The sequence below is a fragment of the Rhodococcus sp. JCM 9793 genome, from assembly GCF_055380405.1.
The window spans coordinates 5,852,820-5,869,915 of sequence record NZ_AP043721.1; the positions used below are offsets into that span (position 1 = coordinate 5,852,820).

The window sequence follows — 17,096 nt, forward strand, 5'->3', positions numbered from 1 at the left end:
TCCCGGACGGTGTATTGCTCCGAGCATCCGTCTTGTCCGCGATATCCGTCTTGTTCTCCGTATCCGTGTCGACAGCTGTCACGGGTTCTTCCTTCCGGTCATCGCTCACGGCACGAACTCCACCTTCGACGCCAGCAAGCGGCCCTCCTCGTCGCAGGTCGTCACGCGGAGGCGGAAATCGCGGGGCTCCGGTTCGGACTGTTCTGCGTTGCTCACCATCGCGCGGGACGCGACCAGCGACGCCGTGCACGAACCGTCCTCGTTCTGAATGCCCGCCTCGAGCACTTCACCCGTGGTGGTGACGCCCGCCTGCTGCACGACCTCGACGAACGGCCCTTCACGACCTTCGAACTCGGCCTTGAAGTCGCCGGTTGCGCCTTCCATCAGTCGCTTGACGTCGGCATCGGCAGTGTCGGCCTGAATGTTCGTCAGGTTCAACACGGTCTGGCGTGCAGCCTGCAGATGCTCTTCGCGACGGTCGTTGCGGTCGGCCGCGGACTGTTGTTCGAACAGCAACCATGCCCCGGCGGCGATGAGCGCGACGACCAGTACCGATGCGGCCACGGTGACGAGTTTCGCCCACCGCGGTGCCGCAGCGGCATCCGGACGCTCGTCGACCTCACTGTCCGTGCTCTGCTCACCCGTGCTCGACGTGGCTTTACTCAGCGCGACCTTGCTCGCGTCGACGCTGTCTGATTCGGGGTTCTCGTTCTGCTCCGCCATCAGCCCTGTTGTGCCTTCATGTAGGTTTCCAAACTCGTCCCATCTCCGAGGTCGGTGTGCCGGAACACAGTGCCGTCCGGTCCAATGTACGTGCCCGTTTCCGGATCGATCCGGCGCGCAGTCACGCCTGCGGGCGCCGCATCGGCACCGTCCTCGGTATACGACGCCGGCGTCGGCATGTCGTTCTCCGACTCGACGGGCGTGGGAGCACCGCGCCACGGGTTGTCCGAATAGCCCGGCGTGTAGCCCGTCCGGCACATCTCCGGGGTCGGCGCCCGCCGACCGGGGTACTCCATGCACGGTACATTCCGCGCACCGCGTACTGCATTCGGATCCGATTGCGGCAGTTGACAGAAGATGTTGTCGGGTGTCTCCACCATCGAGGTGTCCGCGGGGCTCCGCCACTGATCGGGCGGCACGAAACCGGACAGGCATGGCGGCGGGTCGTGCAACTGCAGATGGAAGTCGACCAGCGCGCCGTCTTCTGCCGGTCCGCCACCCGCAGCTGTGATCAGAGCGGTCGTCATCGGCGGGTACAGCACCAAGATCTGTTCGATACCCGCGTTGTAGATGACCCCGACTTCACCGACGCTCACCAGGTTGGCGAGCAACAGCGGCAACGTCGGACGCAGATCCTGTAGAAGGGTTTCCGCCTCCGCAGCGGCCGCAGGTCCCTTCTCCATGAGTGCACGAAGATCCGGATCACTCTCGCGGAGCTGATCGGTGAAAGTCACCATGTCGCGGGTCCAGGATCGGATCGAATCACTGGTGACCACCTGCGTGTCCAGCAGCGGCCCGAGTTCGTCCAGGAGCCTGCGGGTTTCACCCGAATTCGCTGACGCCTCCTGCACGAAAAGTCGTGTGGAGTCGATCAACTGCTGCAGTTCCGGACCCGTCCCGTTGAACGCATCGAATGCCTCGTCGACGACGGTCTGCAACCGTGTGTCGGAGATACTGGCGAGCAGGACATCCGCCTGATCGAGTAGTGCACCGACCTCCTGGGGCACCGTTGTTCGATCGAGGGGAATCACATCGCCGTCGCCGAGATGCTCGTCCGAAGACGCATTCTCGCGCGGCACGAGATCCACGTACTGTTCACCGACCGCAGACACACTGCGCACAGCAGCGTCGACATCCGCGGGGATTTTCTGGCCGGAATCTATGGACAGCACCGCGTCGACGCCCACCGGCGACAATGTCACGTTCGTGACGGTGCCGACGGTGTTCCCGCGGTAGGTCACGTTCGAATGCGGATAGAGACCACCGGTCGATGCCAATTCGACGGTGACCTCGTACTGACCGATCCCCACCAACTGCGGCAGACGCACATACATCAGCGACATCACCACGAGCCCGATCACGGTGAGTACCGCGAAGATCGAGAGCTGGATACGGACGAACCTCGTGAGCATCATGGTGCCGGCACCTCCCACGGCAGACCCGGGATCTTGATCTCGCCGAGACCCGGGATCGTCACTGTTCCTTCCGTTCCCTGCTGTGCCGGCGGAGGCGGCGCCAACGGTGCTTGGAAGGGATCGACCGCCTGCGCGGCGAGACCGGCGTCCGTACCGAGGATGCCTTCGGGACCCGCCAATCGCCCGGCCAGGGGCGTCCCCGTCAGGAAGTTCAGGTCGAGCCTCTCGAGAGTCAGGTCGATCGTCATCGCGAGATTGGCATAGTCACCGCGAATGATCTGGTCGATCCCCGCCTGCGGGAACGGATAGGTCAGCAGCACACCGAGCACCTCGGTCAATGCGCTCCCCGAATCGGCGAGCGCGCGCAGTGTCGGAGACAATGCCTCCAGGTTCGTCTTCAGATCGGCGCCGCTGTTCTCGACGAGCCGGCTGGCGACAGTACTCATCTCTCCCAGCGATGTCATGGCCGACGTGAGGTTCTGTCGCTGATCAGCGAGCACCTCGAGAGCCGGGGGCAGTTCCTCCAACGCCCGGACGAGTGTTTCGTTCTGATTGTTGACCGTCGACGCGAGACGATCCATCCCCTCGAGCGCCGAGACGATGTCCTCGCGTTGGGTGTCGAGGGTGGAGACGAGCTCGTCGAGACGCGGCAGCAGATCGCGAATCGAATCCTCCCGGCCGACGAAGGCCGCATTGAGTTCGGTGGTGATGTCGTTGATCTGTGCAAGGCCACCGCCATTGAGCACGACCGACAGCGAGGACAGTGTCTGCTCCGTCGTGGGATACGCACCCGCACGCTCGATCGGGATGATGTCGCCCGGTTCGAGCCGGCCTTCAGGAGGCTCTGTGGTCGGTGCCGCAAGTTCGAGATGCTGCGATCCCAGCAACGAAGTCTGACCGATACGGGCGGTCGCGTTGGCCGGCAACGCGACATCACCTTCGAGCGACACCGTCACCAGCGCGTGCCAGTTCTCGACCTCGATGTTCTCGATCGAACCAACTGTGACGTCGTCGATCCGCACCGGCGAATTCTGCGTCAGCGTCGTGACATTCGGCATTCGTATCTGAACCTGGTATGCGTCGTCGCCACGACCCGCAGCCCCTGGCATCGGGACGGAATTGAGCCCGTCCCACTCGCACCCGGACAGCGTGGCGGCCGCGACCACCGTCGTTGCCGCTGCGACGAACCGCGCGGTTCTGCTCCGCATCCTCATCGTCCGCCTCCCGGCTGCAGTAGCGACCCCAGGTCGCCCGGAACGCTGATGTCGGGCATCCCCTGGATCAACCCGTCCAGCGGCGATGCCGGCATCGCGGGCTGCTCCGGAGCGGTTCCGCGCCCGGCCGACGCTTCTTCGAGACCTGGCTCGGAGTACTCGATCTGGTCGGGGAACGCCTGGACACCGGCCAGCGGATTGGACAGGACCGGAAGGTAATTGGCCTGGATCGACGACAGGACCGGACCGAGTTGCTGTCGGCACAGTTCCTCACTGCGCTCGGAGGTCGCGTTCGCCGCGGCACCCACAGATCCACACATCCACTCGATCGGGTTGGCAGCGTTGTTGATCGCGAGAGCACCGGTGAGCGAACCCTGGGCCGGCTTGTAGATGTTGTAGAAGTTCGACAGCGCAGTCGGGCCGGAATGCAGCACGCGTTCGATCTCGGGACGCTTACGGGCGAGCACCTCTGTCGCGTCGGCCAACCGCTGCACCGATTCGGTCAGGCCCGCGCGATTGTCCTGCACGAACCGCTGGACATCTCCGACCGCCACATTGAGATCGGTGAGCGAGACACCCAATTGATCGGAACTTTCGGCCAGTACATTCGACACGGATGCCAAGCGGCCGCCGAACTGCACGATCTGCTCGTTGCTCTGCGAGAGCACCGACACGAAGGTCTGCAGGTTGCGGACGGTGCCGAACAGATCGGTTCGACCTTCCGACAGCGTCTTCATCGTGTCGGAGAGTTCCCGAAGTGTGCTGTTGATCGTCGCTCCATTGCCGTCGAGATTCTCCGCAGCGGTGTCGATGAACCGTCCGAGGGAGCCCTGCGGGTCGAGTTCCTCCGGCCCGAGCGCCTCCGATAGGCGCATCAGCTCTTCCTTGATCTCGTCCCATTCGACAGGAGATGCCGTGCGCTCCATCGGAATCGTCGCGTCGTCAGCGATCTCCTCTCCGCCGGAGTAGACCGGTGTGAGCTGGACGAATCGCGCCGAGACGAGACTCTGGGCGATGATCACAGCCTTGGCGTCGGCGGGGACGTCGACCGAATCGTCGACCTGCATGGTTACGCGCACCGACTGATCGCCGGCGTCGATGTCGGTGATCTTTCCGACCGACACCCCGAGCACCCGCACGTCGTCGCCCTCGTACAGGCCACTGGTGGAGAGGAATTCGGCATGGATCGTACGTTTACCCAGGCCGGAGAACACCGCGAGTCCGACGGCGACCAGTGCGACGACCACGAGGCCGGCAATCGCGGGCAGCAGCCATTTCGGGCGCCCGCCGGCCGCACTCTCAGTGGGTGTGGTGTGCGCGTTCATTCGCCATCCCTCGTGATCGACGGCGGATCCTTCGGAATTATGTCCTGCAGATCCTGCGGCAGCAGGTCGGGTGCCAGTTGACTGTCCACGATGGCCTTCCACCACGGCGCCGGGAGGATGTTCGACACGTAGGCATTGAAGAACGGCCCGCTCGCGACGGATTCGCCGAGGGCACTGATATAGGGACCGAGCCCGTCGAGCGCACCGGCGATGTTCTCCTTGTTGGCCTGCAGGTTCTCGGTGACCCTGTTGAGCACTTCGAGCGTCGGGCCCATCTGGGCCTGGTTGTCCTGGACGAGGCCGGTCAGCTCCCGCGACACCGCCCCGATGTTCGCGATGAGTTCGGTGATGGCGTCGCGTCGCAGGCTCAGCTCACCGAAGAGGGAGTTCGCGTCGACGATCAGTTCGTTGACCTGGTCGCTGCGCTCGGCCAGGATGCCGGTGACGTCCTCGGCGCGTTCGAGCAGTTGCGACAACGATTCGTCGCGCGCGTTGATCGACTGCGACAGACGGGTCATGCCCTCGAGTGCGCCGCGGATCTCGGGCGGTGTGTCCTGCAACGAATCCGACAGCGCTTCGAGCGATTCGTTGATCTGTTCGGTATCGAGTTCCGACGTGGTCGTCGTGAGGTCGCCGAGAGCATCGGTCAGGGAATACGGCGAGTTGGTGCGGTCGAGGGCGATCACCGATCCCGGTCGCATCACGCCCTGCCCGCCCGGCCGGACGGCGAGGGACTTCGCACCGAGCACGGTGTTGGTCTTGATATCGGCGCCGGTACCGTCGCCGAGCCCGATCCCGTCACGGATGGAGAAGGTCACGAGCACGGCATCACCGTCGAGGGCGACGTCGGTCACGGATCCGACGTCGACTCCGGAGAGGGTGACGTCGTCGCCAGGAATGAGACCGCCGGCGTCTGCGAACCGCGCCGAGTAGGTCAGTCCACCGGAAAGGAACTGCAGTTGGTCATATTGCAGGCCCGCCACCACGATCGCGACCGACACCGCAAGACCGACCGCGCCGATCCGGAGTGTGTCTGGTTCTCGGATTCCACTCATTCGAGTTTCGCGCACCTTCCGGTCGTCTGTGCGGCGGACGTGAATCGGATCGTTGTTCCGTCCGGACCCGATACCTTGAAGGTGTTGGCACACAAGAAGAATTGGAAGAAGTTTCCGTACGCACCGACTCGGATGAGTTTCCTGTAGTCCGATGGCAGTCGTTCGAGGGTGGTGTTGATGTCGTCCTCCCCCAGGTCCAATTGCGTCATGGTGCGGTTGGTTTCGGCGATCACCGATTGCAGATCCGGGCGCGTGTTCTGCAGCAGTGAGGCGAGATCTGCAGTTCCTGCGGCGATCTGCGGAATGGCGGCGCCGATCGGGTCGCGGTCCTCGGCGAGCCCACCGACCAGGGCGTGCAACTGATCGATCGTCTCGGTGAACTCGCGATCGTGGTCGTCGATGGTCCCGAGGACACCATTGAGATTATCGATGACGTCGCCGATCAACTGATCGCGGTCGGCAATCGAATTGGTGAACGAGTTCGTGGAGCCGAGAAGCGAGACCAATGTGTCGCCCTGCCCCTGGAAGACCTGCAACAACGCACCGGAGAGGTCGTTGATCTGCTGGGAATCGAGCCCTTTGAGCAGCGGCTTGAATCCGCCGAGCAGAAGGTCGAGGTCGAGAGCAGGTTCGGTCTGTTCGACGGGGATGCTGCCGCCGGCGGCGAGGATGTCGAGGCTGCCCGGGCCTTCGAGAAGCTCGAGGTAGCGGTCGCCGACCAAATTCTCGTAGCGCACCGTCGCGCGGGTGCCGGCGAACAGCATGTGCTGGGAGTCGACATCGAAATCGACTTCGGCGTGGTTGCCGTCCCCGATGTCGATACCCGTCACCGAACCGACCTGGACGCCTGCGATACGCACCTTGTCGCCGGCTTCGAGCCCTGATGCGTCGGTGAATGTGGCGTGGTAGTCCTCGGTTCCGGTGAAGCGGGCCTGACTGAACACCACCGCGAGGCCCACGAACACGAGGACCATGACGAGAGCGAAGATCGAGAACTTGACCGTGGCATCCTTCATGGTCACTGCCCTGCCGGAAGGTAGTCGCCGAACAGGAATCCGAAGATCGTCGGGTACCGGATCCAGGCCTCGGTCGCCGGTTTGTACGGAACGGTCGCGGTGTCGGTCACCACGAACGAAGCATTACCGTCGCGCACCGGATCGAAATTCGGCAGACCGTGGCAGTTGGGGCCACCCGACGCACCGACCACCGGAAGGTCCTCCTCGTGGTTGTAGGGGGTCGCTCCGCCCATGAAACTGGTGCTGAGCATGAGGGCCGGGTACTTCCCGGTGCCCGCCATCGGCTCGAACGCGACGCGTGCATCGTTGAGACCCACGATGAAGCACGTGAGTTCGGGCGAGTACTCAGCGAGCAGTGTGGTCGTGTCGGTCAGGACATCGAGTGCGGTGGTGAGCTGGCCTTCGTTCTCCCCCAGCACATCCCGTCCGGTGTTGGCCAGCCCGGTGAGATTCATCAGCAGCAGATCGAGTTGTTCCTGCTCGTCGACGATCGTGTTACCCACATCCGTTGCGTTCCCGATGGTGGTCATGAGATCGGGCGCGACATCGGCATACAGCTGCGCGACGGTCGCTCCGACCTCGAGATCGTATTCCAGCTGTGGCAGCGACGGGTTCATCTCGACGAGGTAATCGTCCGCCTCGACCAGAGTCGCGCCCAGTTCGTCACCGCGCCCGTTGAGCGCTTCGGACAGTGCTCCGAGAGTCGCATTGAGTTTCTCCGGCTGAATCTGTGCCAGCACGTCGGAGAGGTGTTCGAAGACGGTGTTGAATTCGACGGTGACGCTGTCTGCCGCGATCACCGCGCCCTCCTGCAACGGCGTGGACGACGGGTCGTCGGGGACGATGATGTTGACGAACTTCGCGCCGAACACCGTGGTGGATTCGATTGCCACCTGCGCGTTCGAGGGAATCAGTTCCATCTGTCCTGGTTGCATCGCGAGCTCGAGGACGGCTCCGCTCGGGCTGTGCCCGATCGACGCGACCCGACCCACCTCGACGCCGCGCAATTTCACCTTGGCATCGGTTTCCATCACCAGACCGGATCGGGCCGAGGTGACGGTGATCGGTGTCGTCGACGTGAATCCCCCGACGAACAATGTCAGCGACACGGCGATGATCGCCGCCAGTCCGCCGACCAATCCGAGGGCAGCAAGTTTCTTCTTCCACGAAGGGGTATCCATGCGCGCCCTATCCCGACAGGTTGAAGTTGCCGGAGGTGCCGTACACCGCAAGGGAAATCAGGAGGGTCACCGTCACGACGGCGATCAACGAGGCCCGCACCGCGTTGCCGACCGCGACGCCGACGCCGACCGGACCTCCACTCGCGTTGAATCCGTAGTAGGTGTGGATGAGCATCACCGCAACCGCCATCACGATGGCCTGCACGAACGACCACAGGATGTCGGTGGGGATGAGGAATGTCGAGAAGTAGTGGTCGTACACGCCGGCCGACTGTCCGTAGAGGACGACGGTCGCGAACCGGCTGGCGATGAACGACGCGATGACCGCGAGCGAGTACAGCGGGATGATCGAGATCATCCCGGCCATCACGCGTGTCGAGACGAGGTAGGGGATCGACGGGATCGCCATGGTCTCCAGGGCGTCGATCTCTTCGGAGACACGCATCGCACCGAGCTGCGCGGTGGAGCCTGCTCCGATCGTCGCAGCGAGACCGATCCCGGCGATGGTGGGGGCGGCGATGCGCACGTTGATGAATGCAGCGAAGAAACCGGTGAGCGCTTCGACTCCGATGTTGCCGAGCGAGCTGAATCCCTGCACGGCGATGATGCCGCCCGTGAACAGGGTCAGGAAGCCGACGATCACCACGGTGCCGCCGATCACCGCGAGCGCGCCTGTGCCCATGCTGATCTCCGCGATCAGCCGCACGGTTTCCTTCGGGTAGTGCATCACCGCGCGCGGCATGGTGCCGAGGGCGCGGGCGAAGAACAGTGCTTGCTCGCCGAGTTTGTCGATCGATTTCGACGTCTTGCCCAGTCGCCGCGCGGTCCTGGGGAACCGACCTGTCATCAGTGCCATCGTGTGTCCCCCCTCATCCGCCGGTCAGCTTGATGCCGACAGCGGTGACAAGAAGGTTGACGACGAAGAGCGCCATGAAGGCGAACACCACCGTCTGGTTGACGGCGTCGCCGACGCTCTTCGCGCCGCCACGCACGTTCAGACCGAGGTATGAGGCAACGAGTCCGGCGATCATGCCGAACAGGCCTGCCTTGACCTGGGAGATCATGAGTTCCCCGAATCCGGTGAGCAGCGTGATGCCGTTGACGAAGGCGCCCGGGTTCACGCCCTGGAAGAAGACCGAGAAACCGAAACCGCCGAGGATGCCGATGGTGCAGACGAGTCCGTTGAGCAGTAGCGCGACCACGGTGGACGCGAGCACCCGCGGTACGACGAGGCGCTGGATCGGATTGATACCGAGCACCTTCATCGCGTCGATTTCCTCGCGAATGGTACGCGCGGCCAGGTCGGCGCAGATCGCGGTCGCTCCGGCGCCGGCGACGATGAGCACGGTGACCATGGGACCGACCTGGGTGACAGCGCCCAGTGCGGCACCCGCGCCGCTGAGGTCGGCCGCGCCGATCTCTCTCAGCAGGATGTTCAGCGTGAAGCTGACGAGCACGGTGAACGGAACAGCGACGAGGATGGTCGGCATCAGGGAGACCCTGGCGACGAACCACGCCTGGTCGATGAATTCGCGTCGCTGGAACGGACGGACGAAGGCGGCACGCGCGGTCTCGCCCGTCATGGCGAACAATCCGCCGACAGCCCGCAGGGGGACTTCGAAGAGGTCTACCACCGCGTCCCCCCTTCGTTCGATGATTCACCCGCACCACGCCACAGCAGCAGTAATGCTGTGACCCGCGTCATATTAACTAGAACGTGTTCACGTGTCAAAGATGCATCGCTTCCACGGTTGGAATATCGGTCCTGCTGACGAAAAAACATGAGCGTATTCAAAGAACCCGAGCAGACATAAGCCGGTTTACACTGGGGCTTTGATGGGAATCCGAACTCCCGGGAGACTTTTCCGCATTGTTGGCACCATGCGGTCGAGGCATCGAAATCGGCCTTGATCCGGCAACAAAACTAGAACAGATTCCTATTCGGTTTCGGCATCGAAAGAGCCGTTCTTCCCGCAGCCGGAGCCGGGGGTGCCGGCACCCCCGCGGCACACGGACTGCACAGTAACCGACACTGTCGGTTGCAGTAAACCCGATCCGGACGAGCGTCCGAATCGGACCTCCTACGAAGCTTAGAGGCGAACTACAGCTCGAGGGCGGCAGATGCCGAGAACGTCCTGCCCGGATCCCGATCGGAGAAGTACCCACCGAGCTCGGATGCGAGCGCGGCAGGGGTCCACTGCCCAACTGCGTCGAAGCGCTGCTCGACGGTCGGCGCTGCCATCAACGCAACCATCGGGCCGTAGACGATGAAGACCTGGCCGTTGACCTTCTCTGCCGCGGGAGACGCCAGGTAGGAGACGAGCGATGCGACATGGTCGGGTGAAAGGGGGTCGATCTCCCCGTCGGGTGCATCTCCGAACACCGCTTCCGTCATCGCGGTGCGAGCACGAGGGCAGATCGCATTGGCACGGACGCCGTACCGCGACAGACCACGTGCCGCCGACACGGTGAGTGAGGTGATCCCCGCCTTCGCGGCACCGTAGTTGGCCTGCCCTTCGGGGCCGAGAAGCCCGGCTTCGGACGAGGTGTTCACGATCCGCGCGTACACGGGACCGCCTATCTCCTTCGACTTCCCGCGCCAGAAGGCCGCGGCGTTGCGGCACAGAAGGAAGTGTCCGCGCAGATGCACCGAGACGACGGTGTCCCATTCCTCGTCGGACATGTTCGGAAGCATCCGGTCGCGGACGACACCTGCGTTGTTGACCACGATGTCGAGCCCGCCGAACCGATCCACAGCGGTGGCGACCATTGCGTCGGCGGTCTCTCGTTCGGCGACGCTGCCGGCCACGAACTCGGCGTCGACCCCCAGCGACCGGATCTGCGCGAGGGTGTCGTCCACCGCGTCACCGGGAGCGAGATCGTTGACGATCACCCTCGCGCCCGCACGGGCGAGACCGAGCGCCTCGGCGCGCCCGAGTCCCGCGCCGGCACCGGTGACGACCGCAACCTTGCCTTCGAGCGACACATCCTCGTCGCGACCGTTGCCGACAGCACTCATTCACGCACTCCCTTGCGAAGTCGGGCGGGACATCCGACATACCCTCACCCGTGGCCTACCCCGGAGATCCGAAGCCGACCAGGAATCTAGAACTTGTTCCTGTTTATGACAAGACCCCCGGCAGACTCCCGTGGGCCCGTCGCTAGCGAACCTCGGACAGCGCCGCACGCGGGCACTGCGCGATCGCGTCGCGAACGAGATCCTCACTCCCCGCGGGAGTGGGATGCACGACGATCAGTTCGTCGTCGTCGTTCAGATCGAAGACCTCGGGTGCGATACCCACGCACACGCCATTGGCCTCACAGCGGTCGAAGTCGACCTCGACATCCATTTCCGGACCTCATTCCCTCGCCGTACGAGTCGTTCGAACTCACACTAGAACGCGTTACAATTCTGTGCAATGATTCGTCGGATCCTATGACGACGAAGGAGCGTTCGTGGACATCAACTACACCCCCGAACAGCAACGGCTACGCGAGGAATTGCGCGAGTACTTCGCAGACCTGATGACGGAAGAACGACGAGAGGCCCTCGCCGCCACCACCGGTGAGTACGGCTCGGGCAACGTGTACCGCGAGGTCGTCCAGCAGATGGGCAAGGACGGGTGGCTCACCCTCGGCTGGCCGGAAGAGTTCGGCGGCCAGAACCGCCCCGCAATGGATCAGCTGATCTTCAGCGACGAGGCCGCCATCGCCGGCGCGCCCGTTCCATTCCTGACCATCGACTCGGTCGCGCCGACGATCATGCACTACGGCACCGACGAACAGAAGGCATACTTCCTCCCGCGCATCTCTGCCGGTGAACTCCACTTCTCCATCGGATACTCCGAACCGGAGGCAGGCACCGATCTCGCGTCGCTGCGCACCAGCGCCGTCCGCGACGGCGACGAGTGGGTGATCAACGGCCAGAAGATGTGGACGAGCCTGATCGCCTACGCCGACTACGTGTGGCTCGCCGTCCGCACCGCCCCTGATGCCAAGAAGCACAAGGGAATCAGCATCCTCATCGTCCCCACCGACGCCGAGGGCTTCTCCTACACACCGGTGCACACCATGGCCGGCCCCGACACCAGCGCCACCTACTACCAGGACGTCCGGGTTCCGGCCTCTGCACTCGTCGGCGAGGAGAACGGCGGCTGGGCACTGATCACCAATCAGCTCAATCACGAACGGGTCGCGCTGACCTCCGCCGGTCCCATCCTCAGCGCACTGCGCGCAGTTCGGACCTGGGCCCAGGAGACGCGGCTTCCCGACGGACGGCGCGTCATCGACCAGGAATGGGTCCAGATCAACCTGGCCCGCGTGTACGCCAAGGCCGAGTACCTCCAACTCATGAACTGGGACATCGCCTCCGGTACCGGCCCCCTCGGACCCGCACCGGCTTCGGCCAACAAGGTCTTCGGAACGGAATTCGCCACGGAGGGGTACCGCCTGCTCATGGAGATCCTCGGCCCCGCGGCGACGGTGCGGCAGAACTCGCCCGGCGCACTGCTGCGCGGACGCATCGAGCGGATGCATCGCAGTTCGCTGATTCTCACCTTCGGGGGCGGCACCAACGAAGTGCAGCGCGACATCATCGCCATGACCGCACTCGGCCTACCGCCTTCCAAGCGCTAGAAAGGACATCCACCGTGGATTTCACTCTCACAGAAGCGCAGCAGGACCTCTCGGAACTCACGCGCAGCATCGTCACCGATATTGTCACCAACGAACATCAGCGCAGCCTCGATGCCGCTGACGACCGCACGGATCATGCCCTGTGGGATGCACTTGCATCGTCGGGCGTGCTCGGCGCGGCCCTACCGGATTCGGTCGGCGGCGACGGCTTCGGCCCTCTCGAACAGGCCAGCATCCTCATCGAACTCGGTCGCGGCGCCGCGACAGTGCCCTACCTCACGTCGATCGTCGGATCAGCTTCCGCAATAGCGGAATTCGGGACAGAGTCACAGCGCAAAGAGTGGGGTGAACCCGCCGCGGCCGGCGAGAAGATCCTGACGGCCGCGCTGGCAGAAGAGGTCAACGACGATCCGCTGCACCCCACCACGTCGGCCACCGTGTCCGGTTCCGACCATGTGCTGAACGGCACCAAGATCGTCGTCGACGCCGCACCCGTCGCCGACGGCTTCCTCGTGCCCGCCGCGACGGATGACGGTGTCGCAGTGTTCCTGGTCCGCGCCGACGATCCCGGTGTGAGAGTCACGCCGCAACAGACCACCGGTCTCGGATCCACCGGCATGGTCACGCTGGACGGAGTCGTCCTCGGGCCGGATCGCATCCTCGGTTCCGACGGTGCGGCCGTTGCGACCTTGCTGCGCGACCGCATGCTCCTCGGGTCGGCCGCCTACCAGTGCGGAGCCCTTGACCGAAGCCTCGAACTCACCGCCGAATACGCACGCGAGCGAGTCCAGTTCGATCGCCCGATCGGCAGTTTCCAGGCCGTCGCGCAACGCCTGGCCGACGCGTACATCGACGTCAGAGGTGTTCGCCTGACACTGTGGCAGGCGGCCTTCCGCATCGCCCAGGGCGACCCCCACGTGGAAGACCTGCGCACCGCCGCATTCTGGGCGGCTGATGCGGGACATCGGGTAGCGCACACCGTCGTGCACGTCCACGGCGGTGTGGGGCTCGACGAGGACCATCCCGTTCACCGGTACTTCCTCGTTGCGAAGCATCACGAATTCCTGCTGGGATCTGCCACGACGCAGTTGCGTGCACTCGGCCGGGAACTCGCCGACGCTCCTGCCTGACGTTCGGAGGCTGTCACGATGACCGATACCGTTGCCACTCTGCTCCGGCGCCTCGACACGGTCGACGACCGCGGCATGCGGTTCGAGGACTCCTTCGTCCCGTGGCGCAGCCACGTCGCACTCTCGCACGATCGGGCGGCGCTGCTGCGCGACATTCTCGACCCGTCGCGTCCGCGGCACCTCGGCGTACTACTCGACAACGTGCCGGAGTTCTCGCTCCTGCTCGGGGCTGCGGCATTCTCAGGATCCGTGGTGGCAGGACTGAACACCACCCGGCGAGGTGAGGCACTCGCCCGCGACATTCTGCTCGCAGACTGTCAGGTGGTGTTCACCGAGACCGCGCACCTCGGATTGCTCGACGGGCTCGATCTCCCCGGGGTGCGGGTGATCGACATCGATTCCGACGAGTGGCGCACAACGATCGCCCCGTACGCGGGCTCCGAGCAGATCGTCGATGCCACCGAACCGGACGACCTCTTCATGCTGATCTTCACCTCCGGCACCAGCGGCGACCCGAAGGCGGTGCGGTGCACGCACGCGAAGATCTCCGGACCCGGGAGCATGCTGGCAGAGAGGTTCGGATTGAGCTCGGCCGACACCGTCTATCTCTCGATGCCGATGTTCCATTCGAACGCAATGATGGCCGGGTGGGGTGTCGCCTTGGCCGCCGAGAGCTCGATCGCACTGCGTCGCCGGTTCTCGGCGTCGGGATTTCTTACCGACCTCCGCAAGTTCTCGGTGACCTACGCGAACTACGTGGGTAAGCCGTTGTCGTACATCGTGGCGACACCCGAACAATCCGACGACGCAGACAATCCGCTGCGGATCATGTACGGCAACGAGGGCAGCGCGCCCGCGGTCGCCGAGTTCGCCCGCCGCTTCGATGCTGTCGTGGTGGACGGCTTCGGGTCCACCGAAGGTGGTGTGTCGATCGCCGCGACACCCGGTGCACCGCCCGGAGCGCTGGGCCGGCTTCCCGGTAATGTCGTGATCCTCCATCCCGAGACCGGGTCGGAGTGTCCGGCAGCGGAATTCGATATGGATGGCCGTATCGTCAACGCCGACGAGGCCACGGGGGAGCTCGTCAACAACGAAGGTGCCGGCGCGTTCTCCGGCTACTACAAGAATCCGCAGGCCGATTCGGAGCGGCTCCGAGACGGCAGATACCACAGCGGCGACCTCGCATATCGGGATGCCGACGGCTTCGTGTATTTCGCCGGCCGCAGTTCCGGATGGCTACGTGTGGACGGCGAGAACCTTGGTGCAGCTCCGATCGAACGCGCGCTGGTGCGCTATCCGGGTTTCGCGCAGGTGACGGTCTACGGTGTGCCCGACCGGTATGTGGGCGACAGGGTGATGGCCGCGGTCGTTCCCACCGTGGACGCCGAGTTCGATCCGATCGCCTTCACCGAATTCCTCGATGCTCAGGCCGATCTCGGACCCAAGCAGCTCCCGACATTCATCAGGGTGGCGCGAAGCCTCCCCCGTACCGCAACGTTCAAAATACTCACACGCTCGCTCGCCGCCGAGCGGTGGCATTGCGCAGATCCCGTGTGGGTCCGCGAACGCGGACAGAACGAATTCCAGTTGTTGACAGGCGAACTCGCACACAACCTGGACAAGTCCCCCACCGCCTGAACATAGGACACCTTATCCGGCGCAACCCATGCCGATACCCTTGTCGCTCCACATACCCTGCGGTATGGTCTGGCGGAACCCGTAGTTCGGGAGCCTGATCCGTGGGGGGAGGCGAATACACCGATGGTTTCGAATTCCCGAACCACAGTGTCTCGAAATGTTGCATCCGCACTCGGCGGCTTCTACTCGCTGTCGCTCGACGCCTTCACCGGACTGTTCCGCGCGCCGTTCCAGTGGCGCGAATTCGTCACTCAGTTCTGGTTCATCGCGAGAGTGTCCCTCGTTCCCACCGTGCTGATGTCGATCCCGTTCACCGTGCTCGTGGTGTTCACCCTCAACTCGCTGCTTCTCGAGATCGGGGCCGGCGACCTGAGCGGGGCAGGCGCGGGCCTCGGCGCAATCACGCAGATCGGGCCCCTCGTCACCGTCCTCGTGGTCGCCGGTGCGGGCGCCACCGCGATCGCCGCCGATCTAGGCTCCCGCACCATCCGCGACGAGATCGCCGCGCTCGAAGTCCTCGGGATCGATCCCGCCGCACGACTCGTACTCCCCCGAGCGCTCGCGTCGATGGCTGTCGCCGTCACCCTCAACGGTGCAGTGTGCGCAATCGGGCTCACCGGCGGGTTCTTCTTCTCGGTGATGCTGCAGAACGTCGACCCCGGCGCCTACGCCGCGGGCGTCACCCTGCTCGTAGGGCCCGGAGAACTCCTGCTCTCCCAACTCAAGGCCGCCGTGTTCGGTCTCCTTGCCGGACTCATCGCGTGCTATCGCGGACTCTCGGTCACCGGCGGCCCGAAGAGTGTCGGTGAGGCCGTCAACGAGACCGTCGTGTTCGCGTTCATCGCACTGTTCCTCGCCAACATGCTGCTCACCACGGTCGGGATCGCGGTGATGGGCCGATGAGCCTCGTCGGGTTCACGGCGAGCCGCGGGGTGCTCGCGGGAAGGCGTGCAGTCCGATCGGTGTCGCGGGGAATCGACACCATCGGTCGCCAGGTCATGTTCTTCGTCGGCGCTCTCGTATCGACCGGCCGCGCCGCACGTCATTACCCGCGCGAGACCCTGCGTGTGGTCTCCGAGATCGGCCTCGGCACAGGCGTCCTCGCGATGATCGGCGGAAGCGTCGCGATCATGGGCTTCCTGACGCTGTTCGCAGGCGCCACCGTCGCAGTCCAAGGCTTCACCTCACTCGGCAATATCGGTGTCGAGGCACTCACCGGATTCCTGTCCGCGTACGTCAACGTCCGAGTGGTCGCGCCCGTGGTCGCGGGTGTGGGATTGGCCGCGACCATCGGCGCGGGCACCACCGCGCAGCTCGGTGCGATGCGGATCAGTGAGGAGATCGACGCACTGGAGGTCATGGCCATCCGCTCGATTCCGTATCTGGTGGGCACCCGCATCCTCGCCGGCCTCATCGCGGTCGTCCCCCTGTATGCGCTGTCGGTGCTCGCGTCGTTCCTGTCGAGCCGCATCGCGACCGTCGTCATGCTCGGCCAGTCACCGGGCGTCTACGACCACTACTTCGCCACATTCCTGCGTCCCGCCGACGTGCTGTGGTCGTTCCTCCAGGCCATCACGATGGCCGTCGTCGTGATGACCGTGCACAGCTACTACGGGTACACCGCCACCGGCGGCCCCGCCGGCGTCGGCGTTGCAACAGGGCGCGCCGTGCGTATGTCGCTGATCGGCGTGGTGACCGTGACGCTGCTGATCTCCCTGGCCCTCTACGGAAGCAGCCGGCAGCTGCACCTGGCGGGGTGATCCG

Annotated in this window: 16 protein-coding genes; 5 read left to right on the forward strand and 11 right to left on the reverse strand. The window is 64.4% G+C overall.

Annotation, left to right across the window (positions count from 1 at the left end; all coding sequences use genetic code 11):
- Positions 1-105: 105 nt before the first annotated feature.
- The 11 genes from ACZ46K_RS29220 to ACZ46K_RS29270 form a co-directional block, all read right to left on the reverse strand.
- Positions 106-723, reverse strand: a complete 618-nt coding sequence (locus tag ACZ46K_RS29220; protein WP_464746205.1) for a hypothetical protein — start codon at positions 721-723, stop codon at positions 106-108.
- Positions 723-2,138 carry an MCE family protein gene (locus ACZ46K_RS29225; RefSeq protein WP_054809808.1) on the reverse strand — a complete coding sequence of 472 codons (1,416 nt, stop codon included), beginning with the start codon at positions 2,136-2,138 and terminating at the stop codon, positions 723-725. The genes ACZ46K_RS29220 and ACZ46K_RS29225 overlap by 1 nt, the downstream gene beginning before the upstream one ends.
- Complete coding sequence (locus tag ACZ46K_RS29230; protein ID WP_054809805.1) at positions 2,135-3,352, reverse strand: MCE family protein; 1,218 nt, start codon at positions 3,350-3,352, stop codon at positions 2,135-2,137. The genes ACZ46K_RS29225 and ACZ46K_RS29230 overlap by 4 nt, the downstream gene beginning before the upstream one ends.
- On the reverse strand, positions 3,349-4,677 hold the full coding sequence (locus tag ACZ46K_RS29235) for an MCE family protein (protein WP_054805261.1): 1,329 nt from the start codon (positions 4,675-4,677) through the stop codon (positions 3,349-3,351). The genes ACZ46K_RS29230 and ACZ46K_RS29235 overlap by 4 nt, the downstream gene beginning before the upstream one ends.
- The gene (locus ACZ46K_RS29240) at positions 4,674-5,732 is read right to left on the reverse strand and encodes an MCE family protein (RefSeq protein WP_464746207.1); all 1,059 of its coding nucleotides are present in this window, start codon (positions 5,730-5,732) and stop codon (positions 4,674-4,676) included. Before ACZ46K_RS29240 ends, ACZ46K_RS29235 begins: the two co-directional genes overlap by 4 nt.
- Positions 5,729-6,748, reverse strand: coding sequence for an MCE family protein (locus tag ACZ46K_RS29245; protein ID WP_054805262.1), 1,020 nt, complete (start codon positions 6,746-6,748; stop codon positions 5,729-5,731). Before ACZ46K_RS29245 ends, ACZ46K_RS29240 begins: the two co-directional genes overlap by 4 nt.
- Positions 6,749-6,750: 2 nt before the next feature.
- The gene (locus ACZ46K_RS29250; RefSeq protein ID WP_464746209.1) at positions 6,751-7,929 is read right to left on the reverse strand and encodes an MCE family protein; all 1,179 of its coding nucleotides are present in this window, start codon (positions 7,927-7,929) and stop codon (positions 6,751-6,753) included.
- Between the two features lie 7 nt (positions 7,930-7,936).
- Positions 7,937-8,785 (reverse strand): MlaE family ABC transporter permease, encoded by an 849-nt coding sequence (locus tag ACZ46K_RS29255; protein ID WP_054805263.1) that lies wholly within the window; start codon positions 8,783-8,785, stop codon positions 7,937-7,939.
- A gap of 13 nt (positions 8,786-8,798) precedes the next feature.
- Positions 8,799-9,563, reverse strand: a complete 765-nt coding sequence (locus ACZ46K_RS29260) for an MlaE family ABC transporter permease (protein WP_440123043.1) — start codon at positions 9,561-9,563, stop codon at positions 8,799-8,801.
- A gap of 467 nt (positions 9,564-10,030) precedes the next feature.
- On the reverse strand, positions 10,031-10,948 hold the full coding sequence (locus tag ACZ46K_RS29265) for a 3-oxoacyl-ACP reductase (protein WP_464746211.1): 918 nt from the start codon (positions 10,946-10,948) through the stop codon (positions 10,031-10,033).
- Positions 10,949-11,090: 142 nt separating this feature from the next.
- On the reverse strand, positions 11,091-11,279 hold the full coding sequence (locus ACZ46K_RS29270) for a ferredoxin (protein ID WP_054714149.1): 189 nt from the start codon (positions 11,277-11,279) through the stop codon (positions 11,091-11,093).
- A 106-nt stretch (positions 11,280-11,385) separates the two neighbouring features.
- Here ACZ46K_RS29270 and ACZ46K_RS29275 point away from each other — a divergent pair, with 106 nt between their 5' ends.
- The 5 genes from ACZ46K_RS29275 (at position 11,386) to ACZ46K_RS29295 (ending at position 17,092) form a co-directional block, all read left to right on the forward strand.
- Complete coding sequence (locus ACZ46K_RS29275) at positions 11,386-12,564, forward strand: acyl-CoA dehydrogenase family protein (RefSeq protein ID WP_464746213.1); 1,179 nt, start codon at positions 11,386-11,388, stop codon at positions 12,562-12,564.
- 14 nt (positions 12,565-12,578) lie between these two features.
- Positions 12,579-13,694, forward strand: a complete 1,116-nt coding sequence (locus ACZ46K_RS29280) for an acyl-CoA dehydrogenase family protein (protein WP_054809804.1) — start codon at positions 12,579-12,581, stop codon at positions 13,692-13,694.
- Between the two features lie 18 nt (positions 13,695-13,712).
- Complete coding sequence (locus ACZ46K_RS29285) at positions 13,713-15,332, forward strand: long-chain-fatty-acid--CoA ligase (protein WP_464746216.1); 1,620 nt, start codon at positions 13,713-13,715, stop codon at positions 15,330-15,332.
- A gap of 123 nt (positions 15,333-15,455) precedes the next feature.
- Positions 15,456-16,235, forward strand: coding sequence for an MlaE family ABC transporter permease (locus tag ACZ46K_RS29290; protein ID WP_054805264.1), 780 nt, complete (start codon positions 15,456-15,458; stop codon positions 16,233-16,235).
- Entirely contained in the window at positions 16,232-17,092 is an 861-nt protein-coding gene (locus ACZ46K_RS29295) for an MlaE family ABC transporter permease (RefSeq protein ID WP_464746218.1), read from the forward strand. The genes ACZ46K_RS29290 and ACZ46K_RS29295 overlap by 4 nt, the downstream gene beginning before the upstream one ends.
- Positions 17,093-17,096 lie beyond the last annotated feature (4 nt).